18 protein-coding genes are annotated in these 17,656 nt (G+C 70.6%); 15 read left to right on the top strand and 3 right to left on the bottom strand.

All coding sequences use genetic code 11. The features are described 5' to 3' along the window. The first annotated feature begins 50 nt into the window (after positions 1-50). Genes HCT63_RS12485 through HCT63_RS12470 form a run of 4 tightly spaced genes read left to right on the top strand, consistent with a single transcriptional unit; the run spans position 51 to position 3,007 of the window. The gene (locus tag HCT63_RS12485) at positions 51-401 is read left to right on the top strand and encodes a DUF3499 domain-containing protein (RefSeq protein ID WP_167005173.1); all 351 of its coding nucleotides are present in this window, start codon (positions 51-53) and stop codon (positions 399-401) included. Positions 402-404: 3 nt separating this feature from the next. Next, positions 405-1,796, top strand: a complete 1,392-nt coding sequence (locus HCT63_RS12480) for a phosphomannomutase/phosphoglucomutase (protein ID WP_208322430.1) — start codon at positions 405-407, stop codon at positions 1,794-1,796. Then, entirely contained in the window at positions 1,793-1,966 is a 174-nt protein-coding gene (locus HCT63_RS12475) for a Trm112 family protein (RefSeq protein WP_167005170.1), read from the top strand. Before HCT63_RS12480 ends, HCT63_RS12475 begins: the two co-directional genes overlap by 4 nt. Before the next feature lie 27 nt (positions 1,967-1,993). Next, positions 1,994-3,007, top strand: coding sequence for an SIS domain-containing protein (locus tag HCT63_RS12470; RefSeq protein ID WP_243843018.1), 1,014 nt, complete (start codon positions 1,994-1,996; stop codon positions 3,005-3,007). Here the strand turns inward: HCT63_RS12470 and HCT63_RS20480 are convergent. Next, complete coding sequence (locus HCT63_RS20480; RefSeq protein WP_243843017.1) at positions 2,980-3,390, bottom strand: hypothetical protein; 411 nt, start codon at positions 3,388-3,390, stop codon at positions 2,980-2,982. The genes HCT63_RS12470 and HCT63_RS20480 overlap by 28 nt on opposite strands. Before the next feature lie 17 nt (positions 3,391-3,407). Here HCT63_RS20480 and HCT63_RS12460 point away from each other — a divergent pair, with 17 nt between their 5' ends. The 11 genes from HCT63_RS12460 (at position 3,408) to secA (ending at position 16,217) form a co-directional block, all read left to right on the top strand. Beyond that, entirely contained in the window at positions 3,408-3,848 is a 441-nt protein-coding gene (locus tag HCT63_RS12460; protein WP_167005167.1) for a threonine/serine exporter family protein, read from the top strand. Next, positions 3,845-4,165 carry a hypothetical protein gene (locus HCT63_RS12455; RefSeq protein ID WP_167005164.1) on the top strand — a complete coding sequence of 107 codons (321 nt, stop codon included), beginning with the start codon at positions 3,845-3,847 and terminating at the stop codon, positions 4,163-4,165. The genes HCT63_RS12460 and HCT63_RS12455 overlap by 4 nt, the downstream gene beginning before the upstream one ends. A 60-nt stretch (positions 4,166-4,225) precedes the next feature. Next, positions 4,226-5,656 carry an adenosylhomocysteinase gene (gene ahcY / locus HCT63_RS12450; RefSeq protein WP_167005161.1) on the top strand — a complete coding sequence of 477 codons (1,431 nt, stop codon included), beginning with the start codon at positions 4,226-4,228 and terminating at the stop codon, positions 5,654-5,656. 20 nt (positions 5,657-5,676) lie between these two features. Continuing rightward, positions 5,677-6,390 (top strand): MtrAB system response regulator MtrA, encoded by a 714-nt coding sequence (gene mtrA / locus HCT63_RS12445; protein WP_255490665.1) that lies wholly within the window; start codon positions 5,677-5,679, stop codon positions 6,388-6,390. Between the two features lie 5 nt (positions 6,391-6,395). Then, entirely contained in the window at positions 6,396-8,033 is a 1,638-nt protein-coding gene (mtrB, locus tag HCT63_RS12440; RefSeq protein ID WP_167005158.1) for an MtrAB system histidine kinase MtrB, read from the top strand. Then, complete coding sequence (locus HCT63_RS12435) at positions 8,030-9,811, top strand: LpqB family beta-propeller domain-containing protein (RefSeq protein ID WP_167005155.1); 1,782 nt, start codon at positions 8,030-8,032, stop codon at positions 9,809-9,811. The genes mtrB and HCT63_RS12435 overlap by 4 nt, the downstream gene beginning before the upstream one ends. A 96-nt stretch (positions 9,812-9,907) precedes the next feature. Beyond that, the gene (locus HCT63_RS12430; RefSeq protein WP_208322429.1) at positions 9,908-10,693 is read left to right on the top strand and encodes a ComF family protein; all 786 of its coding nucleotides are present in this window, start codon (positions 9,908-9,910) and stop codon (positions 10,691-10,693) included. Positions 10,694-10,754: 61 nt separating this feature from the next. Further along, positions 10,755-11,414: a ribosome-associated translation inhibitor RaiA gene (gene raiA, locus HCT63_RS12425; RefSeq protein WP_167005151.1), complete on the top strand. Its 660-nt coding sequence runs from the start codon at positions 10,755-10,757 to the stop codon at positions 11,412-11,414. Positions 11,415-11,454: 40 nt separating this feature from the next. Then, entirely contained in the window at positions 11,455-12,111 is a 657-nt protein-coding gene (locus HCT63_RS12420) for a response regulator transcription factor (protein WP_243843016.1), read from the top strand. Further along, positions 12,108-13,355 carry a crosslink repair DNA glycosylase YcaQ family protein gene (locus HCT63_RS12415; protein WP_167005146.1) on the top strand — a complete coding sequence of 416 codons (1,248 nt, stop codon included), beginning with the start codon at positions 12,108-12,110 and terminating at the stop codon, positions 13,353-13,355. Before HCT63_RS12420 ends, HCT63_RS12415 begins: the two co-directional genes overlap by 4 nt. 144 nt (positions 13,356-13,499) lie before the next feature. Continuing rightward, entirely contained in the window at positions 13,500-16,217 is a 2,718-nt protein-coding gene (gene secA, locus HCT63_RS12410) for a preprotein translocase subunit SecA (protein WP_208322472.1), read from the top strand. Positions 16,218-16,312: 95 nt separating this feature from the next. Here the strand turns inward: secA and HCT63_RS12405 are convergent, their stop codons facing one another. Both HCT63_RS12405 and HCT63_RS12400 read right to left on the bottom strand, forming a co-directional pair. Then, complete coding sequence (locus HCT63_RS12405; protein ID WP_167005144.1) at positions 16,313-16,837, bottom strand: Rv3235 family protein; 525 nt, start codon at positions 16,835-16,837, stop codon at positions 16,313-16,315. A gap of 39 nt (positions 16,838-16,876) precedes the next feature. Then, positions 16,877-17,617 carry a LysM peptidoglycan-binding domain-containing protein gene (locus HCT63_RS12400; RefSeq protein WP_167005141.1) on the bottom strand — a complete coding sequence of 247 codons (741 nt, stop codon included), beginning with the start codon at positions 17,615-17,617 and terminating at the stop codon, positions 16,877-16,879. Positions 17,618-17,656: the final 39 nt, after the last annotated feature.

Here is a 17,656-nt window from a genome sequence, read left to right as displayed (position 1 = left end):
GCGGTGCGCCGCGTCCCAGTCCGGGGGTGGGGCACGCTAATCTCGGCGGGGTGAGCCCCCTGCGTCGATGCACCCGCCCCGCGTGCCTGCGCCCCGCCGTCGCGACGCTGACCTACGTCTATGCCGACCAGACCGCCGTGCTCGGGCCGCTCGCGGTCTATGCCGAGCCGCACAGCTACGACCTGTGCGCGGCGCACGCCGAGCGGCTCTCCGCCCCCAAGGGGTGGGAGGTGCTGCGCCTGCAGTTCGACGCGACGGCGACACAGGCACCTTCGGCCGACGACCTGGAGGCCCTCGCCGACGCGGTGCGCGAGGCCGCCCACGTGCCACCACCGTCGTCGGACCGGCCCCCGTCGGGTCGTCGCGGGGGACACCTTCGCGTTCTCGGACCCCAGGACTGATCGATGGAGAAGACTTTGCTGGCTGAACGGCTCTCGCAGCTCGTCAAGGCGTACGACGTGCGTGGCGCCGCCCCCGACCTCCTCGACGCCGACGTCGCCCGTGCCCTCGGTGCGGCGTTCGCGCACGAGACCGGCGCGGCTCCCGGCGACGACGGAGCCGCGGGCTCGGTCGTGATCGGCCACGACATGCGGGTGACCTCGCCCGAGCTCGCCGACGCGCTGGCCGACGGCGTGACGAGCACCGGCGCTGACGTCGTGGTCATCGGCCTCGCGTCCACCGACATGCTCTACTTCGCCTCCGGGGCGTGGGAGCTGCCCGGCATCATGGTCACCGCCAGCCACAACCCGAGCGGCGACAACGGCCTCAAGCTGTGCCGTGCCGGCGCCCGGCCGATCGGGCGCGACACTGGACTCGCCGCGATCGCCGACCGTGCTGTCAAGGGCGTCGAGCCGGTCCTCGCCAAGGGCTCGGTCATCGCGCGTGACGCGCTCACCGCGTACGCGCTACGGGTCACCGAGCTTGTCGTGGTGCCGCCCGGGCCCCGTCCGCTGAAGGTCGTCGTCGATGCCGCAAACGGGATGGGCGGCCTCATCGTCCCGGCCGTGTTCGCCCACCTCGACGTCGAGCTGCACGGCATGTACATGGAGCTCGACGGCACCTTCCCGAACCACCCGGCCAACCCGCTCGACCCCGCCAATCTCGTCGACCTCCAGCGCGCCGTCCGTGACCAAGGCGCCGACCTCGGCCTCGCCTTCGACGGCGACGCTGACCGGTGCTTCGTCATCGACGAGCACGGTGACCCGGTCTCGCCGTCGGCGGTGACCGCGATGATCGCCGCACGCGAGCTCGCCGTCCACCCCGGCGCCACTGTCCTGCACAACGTGATCACGTCGCGTGCGGTGCGCGAGGTGGTCCTCGAGAACGGCGGCACCCCGGTCCGTACGCCGGTCGGCCACTCGCTGATCAAGGCCGAGATGGCGCGCACCGACGCGGTCTTCGGTGGTGAGCACTCCGGCCACTACTACTTCCGCGACTTCTCGCTCGCTGACTCGGGCATGCTTGCCGCTCTGCACGTCATGGCCGCGATGAACGAGGCGGGGACTGCGCTGTCCGAGCTGGTCGCCCAGTACGAGCGCTATCCCGCCTCCGGCGAGCTCAACAGCCGCGTCGCCGACGCAGCGGTCGTGACCGAGCGTGTCGCGGCCGCGTACGAGGCATACGACCAGGACCGGCTCGACGGGCTCACCGTCACCGCCGACTCCTGGTGGTTCAACCTGCGCAGCTCGCAGACCGAGCCGCTATTGCGGCTCAACGTCGAGGCCGACGACCAGGCCACCATGGAGTCGGTGCGTGACGCCGTCCTCGCTCTCGTCCACCAGGAGGAGTCCTCATGAACCTCGACCCGACGCTGCTCGACATCCTCGTGTGTCCCCAGTGCCGCGCCACGCTCGCCGTGGACGTCGACCGCGCCGAGCTGGTGTGCAACCTGTGCCGCCTCGCGTACCCCGTCCGTGACGACATCCCCGTGATGCTCGTCGACGAGGCCCGCAGCCTGGCAGACTGAGCGCCGGGCGGGACGCTGGGGGGCGCGGTGTTCGACGACGGCAGGCTCGACGACGACCAGGCTCTGGCGCGCGCCGACGCGGGGATGCGCGAGCTGGCGGGGTCGGGGGCGCGCGTCCGGGTCGACGCGCACGCCGCGGGTGAGGCGATCGCGGCGCTGAGCGGTGCTGGCAGGGATGAGCGCCCGCGCGCAGTGGTCGCCGCCGGTCCTGGAGCACGCCTGCTGCGCGCCGTGCTCGAACCTGTCTGTCCCGTGCCGTTCGTCGCCTGGCCAGGGCCCGGGCTTCCCGGCTGGACCGGCAGCCTCGACCTCGTGGTCGTGACCGGCGCGCCCGACGGTGCCGCGGCCCAGCTCGCGGTGACCGACGCGGTGCGCCGCGGCTGCCCGTTGATCCTCGTCGCCTCCGCGGGATCCCCGCTCGCCGAGCTCGGCGCGTCCCGCTGGACGACGCTGCTGCCCACGTCGACGGGCGACGTGCTGGCGACGACGGTGGTCGCGCTCGAGGCGCTCGAGGCACTCGGGCTCGCACCGCCGGTCGACGCTGACGAGGTCGCCCGCACCCTCGACGACGTGGCGGTCGCGTGCTCGCCGTTCCGCGACCTCGGCAGCAACCGTGCCAAGCAGGTCGCCACCGCGCTCGCGGACGCGACGCCGCTGCTGTGGGGCGGGACCGTGCTCGCCGCGCGCTCGGCGCGGCGGTGGGCCGAAGGCCTGCGCCGAGCCGCCGGTCGCCCCGCGCTCGCAGCCGAGTCGTCCGACCTCGCCGCGCTGCTGGAGTCGAGCACGCCGCGTGACGTCTTCGCCGACCCGTACGAAGACCCGCCCGCTGACGTGCAGCCTTACCTGGTGGTGCTCGACGACGGCGTCGACGCTGCCAGGGTGCGCGTCGAGAACGGCGAGCTGGTCGCCGCCGCCGAACGCTCCGGCGTACGCCACGACCGCGTGGCCGCGCTCGAGGGCGGCCCGCTCGCGCGCTACGCGGGGCTGACCCTCACCGGCCAGTACGTCGCGGCCTACGTCGGGATCGGCCTGGGACGATGAGCCGGGTCGGTCGGTGGTGGCGCTCCGGCGTCGAAGCCCTCGCCCGGCGCGTGCTCAAGCAGCCGGAGGAGGTGCCCGCCCCGGACACGGCGCCCTCGGAGGCCGAGGTCCTGACGATGCTGCGCGCGTTCGCGGTCGCGCAGCTCGAGGTCGGGCAGCCGGCCAACCTCGTCGAAGAGAGCCTTCACGTCATCGCGCGCGCGTACGGCATCGACACCCTCCGTGCGGTCGTGCTCCCAACGATCGCGTTCATCGAGATCGACAGCACCGACACGGACGGCTCCGGTCACCGGACCGAGCTCGAGCCCGTCCCGTCCGCGGAGGCGCGTCTCGACCAGGCTCGGGCCATTGAGCACCTCGTCACGGAAGGGATGGCCGGTCACCTCGTTCCGGCCGAGGTGTGGCGCGCATCGAGGCGGTGCGAGCCTCGCCACCGCGCTTCGGACAGCTCACGAGACTGGCCGGGTATGTCGTGCTGTGCGTCGGCTTCGGGCTCTCCCTCAACCCGACGGCGGCGGCGCTCGGTTCGTACGCCCTGCTCGGCCTCGCGGTCGGCCTGCTCCGGATGCTCGCCCGTGCCATGCCTACGCTGCAGACGGCGCTGCCGGTCTTTGCGGCGTTCCTCGTCACCGTGCTCACGTGCACGTTCGTCGCCGGCGCCGTGGGCGACGAGCCGCTCCGGCTCATCGCGCCCGCGCTCGTCACGTTCCTGCCTGGTCTCACGATGACGGTCGCCGCGGTGGAGCTGACCAGCAACCAGGTGGTCGCCGGTGCATCGCGCATCATCTATGGCACCGCCCAGCTTCTGCTGCTCGCGTTCGGTGTGGTGGCCGGCGTGTGAGTCGCCGCCTCGGCGCGACCCTGTCAGGCTTCGTCGGCGCCCTCGCAGTCGTCCCGTTCACTCGGTTCGCCGCCGCGTTCCGGACGGCGCCGACGTCGATGGTGATGCTGCTGGCCTCGTTCTGGTTCCTCGTCCCGGGTGCGCTGGGCTTCGTCGGTCTGGGAGAGGCTGCGAGCGGATCTGTGGCGGGGGTGCAGGTGCTCATCGACACGTTCATGTCCCTGTTCGCAATCGCTCTGGGCTTCCTCGTGGGCACCGCCCTCACCCGGCAGGTCGGCGACGTGCAGGCACGGGTCGGGGCACGTCGTACCTCATGAGACCGGCCCGACCGGCCCATGTTGGTCAGGTGGTGTGCGCCTCGTGGCTACGATGGGGCAATGGACTTCCAGGTTGCCGATCTGACCCTGGCCGAGCGCGGCCGTACGGAGATCACCCTCGCCGAGCACGAGATGCCCGGCCTGATGGCCATGCGCGAGCGTTACGGGACGAGCAAGCCGCTCACCGGTGCGCGAATCGCGGGCTCGCTCCACATGACAGTGCAGACTGCTGTCCTCATCGAGACGCTCGTCGACCTCGGAGCGGAGGTCCGCTGGGCGAGCTGCAACATCTTCTCCACTCAGGACGAGGCCGCCGCCGCGGTCGTCGTGGGCCGTGACGGCACCGTCGACGATCCCCAGGGCGTGCCGGTCTTCGCGTGGAAGGGCGAGACGCTCGCGGAGTACTGGGACCTCGCCGAGCAGATCCTGGTCTGGCCGAACGGCGAGACCCCCAACATGATCCTCGACGACGGCGGCGACGCCACGATGCTCCTCCACCTCGGTGTGGAGTACGAGAAGGCCGGCGAGGTGCCGTCGCCCGACACGACCGACAACCTCGAGCTCAAGGAGGTCCTGCGGGTCCTCGCGCGCAGCCTCGAGACCGACCCGGAGCGCTGGACCCGGATCGGCAACAGCGTCCAGGGCGTCACCGAGGAGACCACCACCGGTGTGCTCCGGCTCTATGAGCGCTTCAAGGAGGGCACGCTGCTCTTCCCGGCGATCAACGTCAACGACTCGGTCACCAAGTCGAAGTTCGACAACAAGTACGGCTGCCGCCACTCGCTCATCGACGGCATCAACCGTGCGACGGACGTCCTGATCGGCGGCAAGGTCGCGGTCGTCTGCGGCTACGGCGACGTCGGCAAGGGATGCGCCGAGTCACTGCGCGGCCAGGGCGCCCGCGTCATCATCACCGAGATCGACCCGATCTGCGCGCTCCAGGCCGCGATGGACGGCTACCAGGTCGCGCACCTCGACTCGGTCATCGAGCAGGCCGACATCGTCGTCACGGCCACCGGCAACAAGGACGTCGTCACCGCCGAGCAGATCGGCCGCATGAAGCACCAGGCCATCCTCGGCAACATCGGTCACTTCGACAACGAGATCGACATGGCCGGTCTCGCCGCGACGCCCGGCGTCACCACCAAGAACGTCAAGCCGCAGGTCGATCTGTGGACGCTGCCGAACGGCAACACCGTGATCGTGCTGAGCGAGGGACGCCTGCTCAACCTCGGCAACGCCACCGGCCACCCGTCGTTCGTGATGTCCAACTCGTTCACCAACCAGGTGCTCGCGCAGATCGAGCTCGTCACCAAGAACGAGGACTACCCGGTCGGTGTCTACACGCTCCCGAAGCACCTCGACGAGGAGGTCGCGCGGCTTCATCTCGGGTCGCTCGGCGTCGAGCTCACGACGTTGAGCGACGACCAGGCCGCGTATCTCGGCATCCCGGTGGAGGGCCCCTTCAAGTCCGACCACTACCGCTACTGAGGCTGGCGAGGAGATCGGGCGTGGACAGCAACGAGGCTGCTAAGGACAGCGGTCGCTACAACGGCCGCATCCTGGTCGTCGACGACGACCGGGCGCTTGCCGAGATGCTCACGATCGTGCTGAGGGCCGAGGGGTTCGACACCTCGGTCGCCTCCACGGGGACGGCGGCGCTCGATGCGTTCCGCGCGTACACGCCTGATCTCGTCCTGCTCGACGTGATGCTCCCGGGGATGAACGGCATCGACGTCGCCAAGCTCATCCGGGCCGAGTCCGGCGTGCCGATCGTGATGCTCACCGCCAAGACCGACACGGTCGACGTCGTGCTCGGGCTGGAGTCGGGTGCCGACGACTACGTCGTCAAGCCCTTCAAGCCCAAGGAGCTGATCGCGCGGGTACGTGCCCGCACCCGCGTGCACCAGCAGGCCGAGCCGGAGCTGCTCACCATCGGTGACCTCCAGATCGACGTCCGGGGCCACACCGTCGTCCGCGGCGAGCATGAGCTGTCGCTCACGCCGCTGGAGTTCGACCTGCTCGTGTGCCTGGCCCGTTCCCCACGGCAGGTGTTCACCCGCGAGGTGCTGCTCGAGCGGGTCTGGGGCTACCGTCACGCGGCCGACACCCGCCTGGTGAACGTCCATGTGCAGCGGTTGCGCTCGAAGGTCGAGCCCGATCCCGACAACCCGACCGTGATCGTCACGGTGCGCGGTGTCGGATACAAGGCCGGGAGCTCCTGACGACCATGGCGCGACGGGCGCCGAGGTGGCTGCGCCGGGGGCTGCTGCGGGTGCGCAACGTGCTGTCTCCCGTCGTCTCGCTGTGGCGTCGTTCGATCCAGGCGCGCGTCGTCATCACGACGATGGCGATCAGCGCGTTCGTGATCGGTGGCGTCGGCTGGCTGATGCTGCAGGGCGTGGCCGACGGCATGGTCGAGGCACGTCGCGCGGTGGCGCTGTCGGAGGCGCGGGCAGGGTTCAGCCAAGCGCAGCAGTCCCTCGACGTCAGCTCGGTCTCCGAGGCGTCCTCGGAGATCGATGCCCTGCGCACGCTGGTCAACGACCTCGCGGCGCGGTCGGGCTCGCCTCCCTCGTACCAGGTCATGCTGGAGGGGCCGCTCGATCCGTCGGGCGACGGCGAGGCGGCGTTCGCCTCGGCCGGCATCGCCTCGCCCGCCATCCCCGACGACCTCGCGCAGGCAGTCGCCGACGGCCAGCACGCGGCGTACACGTTCACTCGGATGGAGATCGAGGGGTCCGACGAGAAGGAGGCAGCGATCATCGTCGGCGACCTGCTGCGGATGCCGGACGGCGACCAGGAGTTCGCTCTCTACTACGCGTTCCCGATGACCGACCAGGAGCGCACGCTGTCGCTCGTACGCAACTCGCTGCTCTATGCGGGACTCGCGCTCGTCCTGCTCTCCTCGGGGGTGGCCTGGCTGGTGACCCGGCAGGTGGTGACCCCGGTGCGCCTCGCACGGCGCATCGCCGAGCGCCTCGCCGACGGCCGGCTCGAGGAGCGCATGGTGGTGCGCGGCGAGGACGACATCGCACGCCTGAGCCTGTCGTTCAACAAGATGGCCGAGAGCCTCCAGCGGCAGATCCGTCAGCTCGAGGAGCTGTCCCGCCTCCAGCACCGGTTCGTGTCCGACGTCTCGCACGAGCTGCGCACCCCGATCGCGACCGTGCGCATGGCCGCCGACGTCCTGTACGACAACCGCGAGCACTTCGACCCCAGCTCGGAGCGGTCCGCCGAGCTCCTGCAGACCGAGCTCGACCGGTTCGAGGCGTTGCTGAGCGACCTGCTGGAGATCAGCCGTTTCGACGCGGGCGCGGCACGTCTCGACCTCGAGGCGGTCGACCTCGTCGACCTGGCCGAACGCGTCTGCGCCCAGTACGCGCCGCTGGCAGCGCGGCACGGCGTCGAGCTGCGCGTGGTGAACCGCGACGGGCCTGCCATCGTCGACGCCGACGTACGCCGGATCGAGCGGATCGTCCGCAACCTGGTCGCCAACGCCATCCACTACTCCGGCTCGTCGCAGGTGCACCTGCTCGTGGCACACGGCGCGACGAGTGCGGCGATCGCCGTCCGCGACTTCGGGGTCGGTCTCGAGCCGGGCCAGTCGCAGCTGGTCTTCAACCGCTTCTGGCGTGCCGATCCGGCGCGTGAGCGCAGCCGCGGCGGCACGGGCCTCGGCCTCGCGATCGCGCTCGAGGATGCCGTCCTGCACGGCGGCTGGCTCCAGGCGTGGGGCGAGCCGGGGCAAGGTGCTCAGTTCCGTCTCACGCTGCCGCGGCACGCCGGCGACGACCCGCAGCGCTCACCGCTTCCGCTGGTCCCCGACGCCGGGGCCGGGCTCAACCGTACGGAGGGTGTCCGATGACGCGGCCGATCTCGACCTCGCGTACGACCATCCGCCCGTTCGTGCGGCTCGGCGCGGCGCTCTCGCTGGGTGCGCTTCTCGCCGGCTGCGTCTCGATCCCCGACGGCGGACCGGTCCGCGTCGTCGAGGACGGCCGTCCCCAGCAGGTCTCGCCGGCGCGCATCCGCCCGGCCGGTCCCGCCGACGGGGCCTCGCCGCGCGACATCGTCAACGGCTTCCTCCAGGCGATGATGTCGTCGCCGGTGCGCTACGACATCGCTCGCCGCTTCCTCACCGACGGGGCGGGCGACGACTGGCGTCCGGAGGAGTCGGTGACCGTCTACTCGCTGTCGTCGGTCGCAGAGCCGGAGGAGCGCTCCGGCGCCGAGAGCGTCGCGGTCGACATCGCACGCGAGGCCGTCCTCACCGAGCAGGGGCGCTTCACGGTGCCCGCCGCGCGCGAGCAGCACTTCGACCTGACACTGGTTCAGGAGGATGAGCAGTGGCGTATCGCGGACCCACCACCGGGTGCGCTGATCACCGACGCCTTTTTCGAGGACTACTACGACGCGGTCAACGCGTACTACTTCGACTCGGCGGGCGAGCAGCTCGTCGCGGCACCGGTCCACCTTCCCGATGACGAGGGTCGGCCCACCGATCTCGTGTCGTCCCTGCTGGGAGGGCCCGACGGAGTGCTCGGTGGACAGGCGCGCAGCTTCCTTCCCAGCACCTGGAAGCTCGCCGCGCCGGTGGAGGTCGACGACCAGGGCGTGGCGCTCGTGAGGTTCGCGGGATCCGACTCGGGGGTCTCGGTCGGCGACCGTGAGCGGCTGTCCGCCCAGCTGGTGTGGAGCCTGCGGCAGATCTCGACGGTCACCGGGGTGGAGATCCGCATCGGTGACCGCCCGATCGCCCTGCCCAACACCCCCGAGGTCCAACGCATCGACGCATGGGACCAGTTCGACCCCGCTGCCGACCGCCCGACACAGCTCTTCGCGATGCGCGAAGGTCGGCTGCTGGTGGTCGGGCGTTCGAGCACGGGGCCGTTCGCGGGCGCGTGGGGGCGCGACCCGGTGCCCGCCGACGACTTCCGGGTCGCGGTGGACGCGGAGCGCATCGCGCTGGTGACAGGCGGTCGTCGTGTCGTCTCGGTGTCACCGCTGGCCGGTGAACCTGCGCTGGTCCCCGCACGGCAGGGGACCGATCTGCTCCGGCCGAGCTGGGACGCCGCAGGCCGGTTGTGGACCATCGACCGTGTCCGGGGCGGCTCGCGGCTCACCGTCGGGCCCGCCGACGAGCCTCCGCGCTCGATCGACCTCGGTCCGCTCGCCGGCGGTCGGGTGACCGGATTCGAGCTCTCGCCGGACGGTGCGCGCTTCACGGCGACCGCACGCGTCGGCGCCCGCGACGCGCTGTACGTGGGGGCGATCCGCTACGACGCCGAGGGCGGCGGGGTGGTCGGTCTCGTCGACATCGCGGAGATCCCATTGCCGACGGAGACCGGGGTGCCGTTGTCGGCGGCGTGGCGCTCGAGCACGACGATCGCCCTGCTGGCCCGCGCGCAGGAGCGGGTGCCGCAGGTCGCGATCGTCGCCGTCGACGGGTCCAGCAGCGTCACCGGAGCTGTCCGGGTCGGCCTGCTGCCTCAGGACGGCGCACGCCAGGTGCTGAGCGCGGGCCTGCTCTCGTCGCCGATCTTCGTGCTCGATGCCGAGGGCATGCTGTGGACGCAGAACGGTGACGGTCGTTGGGCGGAGGCCAGCGACGAGCCGGTGAGCCTCGCGGCGTTCGCGGGCTGAGCCAGCCGCCCGTCCACAAGGTGGAGACGTGCGACCCTGTCCCCAGGGGAGCGCTGCCGCCCCTCGCGACCCACCCGCGGACGCCACCCTGAAGGCGTGCGAGAACTCCTCAAGGCTGCTGCCGATCTCCTCCTCGGCGTGCGCTGCGCCGGCTGCGAGGACCCAGGCGTCGTCCTGTGCGCCGGGTGCGAGGCGCGCGTGCGGGGCGCCCCGGCCGTACGCAGCCCCGATCCGGCTCCGCGTGCGCTCACGCGCGCCCCGCCGGTGGTCATGGTGTCGACCGGTCCGTACGAGGGTGTCGTCCCCGCGGCGCTCCACGCCTACAAGGAGGAGCCTCGCACCGCTCTCGCGGCACCGCTGGGCCGTGCGCTGGCCGACGCTGTCCTCCACGCGCTGGTTCTGACCGGCGCGACCGGGCGCGAGATCCGCCTGGTCCCTGTGCCGTCGCGGCGTTCGGCCGTACGCGCGCGTGGGTTCGACGCCGGCAGCGAGCTCGCGCTCCGGGCGGCGGCCGACCTGCGGCGGCGCGGCCTGCCCGTGCGGACGTCGCGCGTGCTGGCGGTCGACACGTCGGTCCGCGACCAGGCCGGGCTGAGTGCGGCCGAGCGGGCGGCCAACCTTGCCGGGGCCTACCGGCTCCGCGGCTCACCCGTCGGCCGTGCTGGGGCGGCCTGCGCCGTCGTCGTGACCGATGATGTCCTGACCACCGGTGCCAGCGCGGCGGAGGCCGTGAGGGTGCTCGGGGCGGCGGGAACGCGCCCGATCGCCGTCGCCACGGTGGCTGCGACCGTGCGGAGGAGTCCGGTGCGTCGGGACCTTCGTCCCGTGTGTCCGCCATCTCTGGAGAAATGTCCTGACCGGGTCTACGGTCGAGACATGTGAACGTCATCCGCCGCGACTCGCCACCGGTCAGCGGTGGCAGTCGCTCATTCGAGGAGGCTTCGTGGACATTGTCGTCAAGGGTAGGAACTGCGAGATCAGCCAGCGTTTTCGCGACTACGTAGACGAGAAGACACCTCGCATCGAGAAGTACGACCATCGCAAGAAGATCCAGCGCGTCGACGTCGAGCTCACCAAGGAGTACAACCCCCGCCAGAGCGGACGCTGCGAGCGGGTCGAGATCACCCTTCGCGGCAGAGGGCCCGCGATGCGCGCCGAAGCCTGCTCCGACGACCCGCTTGCCGCGCTCGACAAGGCCGTCGACAAGCTCGAGGCGCAGATCAGGAAGGCCAAGGACCGCCGTCGCGTCCACCACGGCAGCCGTACGCCGATGTCGGTCTCTGAGTTCGCCGCAGCCACCGACGGTGCATCCACGGCCGAGCCCGACGAGGAGCCGATCGACGCCGTCCACTACGCCGGCCCCGTCGAGGTCCGCGGCGAGGGCCCGCTGGTCGTCCGCGAGAAGACGCACCGCGCCGCCCCGATGACGCTCGACCAGGCGCTGTACGAGATGGAGATGGTGGGGCACGACTTCTACCTCTTCGTGGAGAAGGACTCCGGACACCCGAGCGTCGTCTACCGGAGGCGGGGATACGACTACGGAGTCATCCACATCGAGCCGACATCCGGAGGGTTCGAGGGCCTCGACGACAGCGTCGGCTGACCTTTCCGTGGCATGATCGGCTGCGATGGACGCTGCAGACGTGCCGACTGAGACGGTCCGGGTCCTCCTCGTCGACGACCAGGAGCTGTTCCGGCGCGGTCTGCGGATGGTGCTCGAAGCCGATCCGGGGCTCGACATCGAGGAGGCCCACGACGGTCCGTCGGGCGTCGCTCAGGCGACGGCCAGCGCTCCGGACGTGGTCCTCCTCGATGTCCGGATGCCCGGCATGAGTGGGCCCCAGGCGGCAGCGGCGATCAAGGAGGTCGCGCCGTCCGCGCGCATCATCATGCTGACCGCCAGCGACGAAGAGAGCGACCTCCTGGAGTCGATCCGCAACGGCGCGTCCGGCTACCTGCTCAAGGACTCGTCCGTCGACCAGGTCAGCGACGCCGTGCGGCGGGTAGCGACCGGACAGTCGCTGATCAGCCCTCCGATGGCGACCCGTCTTCTGGAGGAGTTCCGGCTGCTGGCCACGCGCGGTGAGCCGCCACGCGGCACCAAGCTCAGCGATCGAGAGCTCGAGGTGCTCCGCCTGGTCGCGGTGGGCAACAACAACCGAGAGATCGGACAGAAGCTGTTCATCAGCGAGAACACCGTCAAGAACCACGTCCGCAACATCCTGGAGAAGCTCCAGCTGCGGTCCCGGGTGGAGGCCGCGACGTACGCGGTCCGCGAGCGGTTGCTCGACCTGCCGTGACGCGAGCGCAGGACATGGCGGCCTCGACCGCCAGGCGGACCGTGCTCGCCGCTCAGGGATTCAACGACCCTGCTCACACGAAGGTGACGATGCGGACGCTCGACCGCGCCCTCACCCGGACGGGCGTGCTCCAGATCGACTCGGTGAACGTCATGCAGCGGGCGCACTACCTCCCGCTCTTCAGTCGTCTCGGCCCGTACGACACCGCGCTCCTGCACCGAGCGGCCGAGAAGCGTCCACGCCGCCTCGTCGAGTACTGGGCGCACGTCGCCGCATACATGCCTGTCGAGCTGTGGCCGGCGATGCGCCACCGCATGCTCGGCTACCGCGAGCGCGGCCACGCCTGGAGCGGCGAGGCCGGCAGGCCCGCCCTCGCCGATGCGCTGCTCGTCGAGGTGGAGCGCAGCGGCGCCGCGACCGCGCGTGAGCTCGACCCGGCCACCGGCCGCCCGCGTGACCAGTGGGGCTGGAACTGGTCGGAGACCAAGAAGGCGCTCGAATACCTCTTCCTCTCCGGCGAGCTCGCCGTCGCACGCCGCAACGGTGCGTTCGAGCGCGTGTACGACCTCCCTGAACGGGTCCTTCCCGCCGCGGTCCTCGACGCGCCGGACCTCGACGCGCCGGAGGCGGCACGGACGCTGGTGCGCCGCGCGGCGATCTCGAGCGGCGTGGCCACCGAGGCGAGCCTGCGCGACTACTTCCGGATGGGTGCCCGCGAGACGCGGGCCGCGGTGCACGAGCTCGTGGAGGAGGGCGCGCTGGAGCCCGTGCGGGTCGAGGGATGGCAGCGTCTCGCCTATCGGCACGTCGCCGCTGCGACGCCGCGCCGGATCCGTACTGCCGCCCTGCTGAGCCCGTTCGACCCGCTGGTGTGGGAGCGGGCACGCACCGAGGACCTGTTCGGCTTCCGCTACCGGATCGAGATCTACGTCCCGGCCCACAAGCGGGTGCACGGCTACTACGTCCTCCCGTTCCTGCTCGACGACGCGATCGTCGCGCGGGTCGACCTCAAGGCCGACCGGGCGACGGGGCGCCTCCTGGCGCGTGCCGCGTGGGCCGAGCCTGGGGTCGATACCGGGCGGGTGGCGGCTGCTCTGGCCGAGCAGCTGTGGGCCGCGGCCAGATGGCTGGGGCTGGACGCCCTCGAGGTGGAGCCACGGGGTGATCTCGCGCCGGCGCTCGCCGCCGCCGTGCCGGCTGCTGTCCCGGCCGCCGTCTCCGTGCCTGATCCCTCCGCGGTGTGACCCAGATCCCTGAGGCAGTTACGGTTGCCCCCGTCGGTCGCCTAGGATGGACGCGATTCTGCCGTTGCGGGGCCGATCCGGCGTGTTCCGGGCCCTGGGCGGCTTCGGAGCAAGTCTCAGGAGTGCGATTCCGTGCCGAAGGTGATCGACAAGATCCTGCGGATGGGCGAGGGCAAGATCCTTCGCCAGCTGCAGGCCATCGTCAAGCAGGTCAACGCCCTCGAGGACGACTTCGTCGCCATGAGCGACGACGAGCTCCGCGGCATGACGGACGAGTTCAAGGACCGCCTCGAGGCGGGCGAGACGCTCGACGACCTCATGCCGGAGGCTTTTGCGACCGTTCGCGAGGCCGCCAAGCGCGTGCTCGGCCAGCGGCACTTCGACGTCCAGATCATGGGCGGTGCCGCGCTGCACCTCGGCAACATCGCTGAGATGAAGACCGGTGAGGGCAAGACGCTCGTCGCGACCCTCCCGAGCTACCTCAACGCACTGTCGGGCAAGGGCGTCCACGTCGTGACGGTCAACGACTACCTCGCGAAGTACCACGCGGAGTGGATGGGCCGCGTCCACGGCTTCCTCGGTCTGACGACCGACGTGATCGTGCCGTCGATGACTCCCGCCCAGCGCCGCAAGGCCTACCTCGCCGACATCACGTACGCGACCAACAACGAGCTCGGTTTCGACTACCTGCGCGACAATATGGCCGACGACATCTCGGAGTGTGTCCAGCGCGGTCACAACTTCGCGATCGTGGACGAGGTCGACTCGATCCTCATCGACGAGGCTCGTACGCCGCTGATCATCTCCGGTCCCACGCAGGACGAGGTGAAGTGGTACGGAGAGTTCGCCGCGATCGTGGGTCCGATGGAGCGCGACTACGACTACGAGGTCGACGAGAAGAAGCGCACGGTTTCCGTCCTCGAGCCGGCGATCACCAAGGTCGAGGACCACCTCGGCATCGACAACCTGTACGACGCGGTCAACACGCCGCTGATCTCGTTCCTCAACAACGCGATCAAGGCCAAGGAGCTCTTCAAGAACGACAAGGACTACGTCGTCATCAACGGCGACGTCCTGATCGTCGACGAGCACACCGGCCGCATCCTCGAGGGACGTCGCTACAACGAGGGCCTCCACCAGGCGATCGAGGCCAAGGAGGAGGTGACGATCCGCGAGGAATACCAGACCCTCGCCACGATCACCCTCCAGAACTACTTCCGCCTCTACGACAAGCTCTCGGGCATGACCGGTACGGCGATGACCGAGGCGTCGGAGTTCGACAAGATCTACAAGCTCGGCGTCGTTGCCATCCCGACGAACAAGCCGGTCGCTCGTGTCGACGAGCGCGACCTGGTCTATCGGACCGAGGAGGCGAAGTTCGAGGCGGTCGTCGACGACATCGCCGAGCGCCACGAGGCCGGCCAACCGATCCTCGTCGGCACCACGAGCGTCGAGAAGTCCGAGCGGCTCTCCAAGATGCTCAAGAAGCGTGGCGTCGCGCACCAGGTCCTCAACGCCAAGCAGCACGATCGTGAGGCCGCCGTCGTCGCCGTCGCCGGTCACAAGGGTGCCGTCACCGTCGCGACCAACATGGCAGGACGAGGCACCGACATCATGCTCGGTGGATCCGTGGAGTTCCTCGCCGACCAGGCGCTTCGCGCGAAGGGCCTCGACCCGGTCGAGACGCCCGACGAGTACGAGGCCGCGTGGCAGGAGACCGTCAACGAGGTCGAGAAGCAGGTCGCTGCCGACCACGACGAGGTCGTCGATCTCGGTGGCCTCGCGGTCATCGGCACCGAGCGCCACGAGTCCCGGCGTATCGACAACCAGCTGCGTGGTCGTTCCGGACGTCAGGGCGACCCGGGCTCGACGCGCTTCTATCTGTCGCTCGAGGACGACCTGATGCGGCTGTTCAAGGCCGACTGGGTCGACTTCATCCTCACGCGGCTCAAGGTGCCCGACGACGTGCCGATCGAGAACAAGAACGTCACCAACGCGATCGCGTCGGCGCAGAGCCAGGTCGAGGCGCAGAACTTCGACACCCGCAAGAACATCCTCAAGTACGACGACGTCATGAACCGCCAGCGTGAAGTCATCTACGCCGAGCGTCGCCGCGTGCTCGAGGGCGCAGACCTGTCCGACTGGGTGCGCGAGATGATCACCGACACCGTCACCGGCTACGTCAACGGTGCCGCGCAGGGCTTCCCCGACGAGTGGGACCTCGATGCGCTGTGGACGGCGCTCAAGACGCTCTACCCGGTCTCCGTCTCGGTGGTCGAGCTCGAGGACCAGCACGGCGGTCGTTCCGGCCTGACGCGCGAGCTCCTCGTCGACGCCATCACCACCGACGCCCGCGAGGCGTACGAGCGCCGCGAGGCCGAGCTCGGCTCCGAGGTGACCCGCGAGCTCGAGCGCAAGGTCGTGCTGTCGGTCGTGGACCGCAAGTGGCGCGAGCACCTGTACGAGATGGACTACCTCCGCGAGGGCATCGGACTGCGTGCCTACAGCCAGCGTGACCCGCTCGTCGAGTACCAGCGCGAGGGCCACGAGTTCTTTACGGCGATGATGGACGCGATCAAGGAGGAGACCGTCGGTTTCCTCTTCAACGTCGACGTCCAGGTCGAGGGCTCCGACGCCGAGGGCGAGGTCGAGCTGTCCGCGAAGGGCCTGGAGGAGAACGTTCCTCAGCAGCTGACCTACAGCGGGCCGACCGAGACCGGCGACGTCGAGGTCGAGGTCGCCGACGAGGACGACGATCCGCTGGCGCTCACCGAGAACGAGAAGGTGCGCCAGAACAACGCCAAGAACCGGGCGCGCCAGAAGGCCAAGCAGCAGCGCAAGTCGCGCAAGAACAACCGCTGAGCCTCACGCACCACCTCTGACGAAGGACCCGATCTCGCGGCCACCTGTTGGTCGCGAGGGCGGGTCCTTCGTCGTACGCAGGGCTCCAGCTCCGCTCACACCCAGCACAGGGCGCTGCAGACCCAGGTCGGGTCGCGCCGATCGATGTCATGGACGAGCCGGGCAGCGAGCGCCCGCGACTGCGTGCCCTGGGCGATACGGGCGCTGAGCTCGGCGACCCCCTCGCGCGGGTGGGAGACCCGGATGCTCGCCAGCCGGCTGACCGGTGCCTGTCGCGGCTCGCGCGTGCGGGCGCGTGCGAGGACGGCGACCCGGTGCTGCATCTCCTCGTACACCTCCGGCGTCAGCACCCGTGCGAGCTGCTGGAGTGGTCGGGTGCCTGACGAGACCTCGAGCAGCGCGCGGACGAACTTCGCCGCACGCTGGTCCGGAACCGGCGCCTGCGGGGGAACGAGGGTGAGGTGGGGGCGAGACGGGAGCGACGGTCGTACGTCCGTCGACAGCGCGAGCGAACCGTCGACGAGGGGGAGCGACCACTGCGCTGCCATGGAGTGTCGCGTGCGGCCGTCGGCGGCGTACGGGATCGAGAGATCGTGGAGTGCTGCGCGTGTGTCGGTCATCGAAGTCTCCTCGCTGGGGTGTGGTCGCTCTGTGTGGTGTCAAGGACGGGGGTCGTCGGGCATGCGGTTGGCGGCACGTGAAGAAGGGGCCCGCAGGATCATGCCGATCCGGAGCGCGTCGGGATCGGCACCGATGCGGGCGCGGTTGGCTGCGTACCAGCGGCGCCACTCCCGGTCGAGCTGTCCCGTGGTCGGCTCGGCACCGGTCCCCTCCCAGGACGCTGCGGCGATCTCCCACAGCGAGTCGCCCGCGCGGACCCGGTGGGTCGCGCCAGATCGTGCGGCCGACCGTCCGACGGGCCCGGCGGCGGGACGCTGTCCGACGGGATGAGACGAGGCGGGTCGAAGCGCGGCAGGTCGGTCCGGCAGCGCGAGGCCGCGCAATGCGGCCGAGCCCGGCACCTGCGCGGCACGCGGCCCGGCGGGCTCACCCGGCGCGCCCGGGGCGCCGGTGACCGCCGCTGCGGGCCCCGCGAGAACCAAGGACGACCCCGCCACCGCCAGGATCACGCGCCGCCACGGCCCCGGCGACAACCGGAGGAGGACGCGCGGCAGCGGGTGCCCGCTCACCCGGCACACAGCCGCCCCGATCGTCAGCAGTGCCAGCCAGCCCGTCGAGAACGTCGCAACGACGAGGCCGAGATCGCCGACGAGTACGTCGAGGCGCGGAGCGGCCGGCCCGGCCGCCCCGGCGAGTCGCGTCACCGCCGGCGGCACCTGCTCGGCGAGCAGGAGGAGCGCACCCCACGGGACGGCGATCACTGCACCGGTACGGAGCATCTCTTCCCCTTCCTTACGTTTGCCTACATTTGCGTACGG

Origin of the sequence: Mumia sp. ZJ430 (genome assembly GCF_011751845.1) — a bacterium.
Taxonomy (GTDB): domain Bacteria; phylum Actinomycetota; class Actinomycetes; order Propionibacteriales; family Nocardioidaceae; genus Mumia.
Note: the sequence above shows the minus strand (reverse complement) of the source record. Positions and strands in the feature narration are given on the sequence as shown.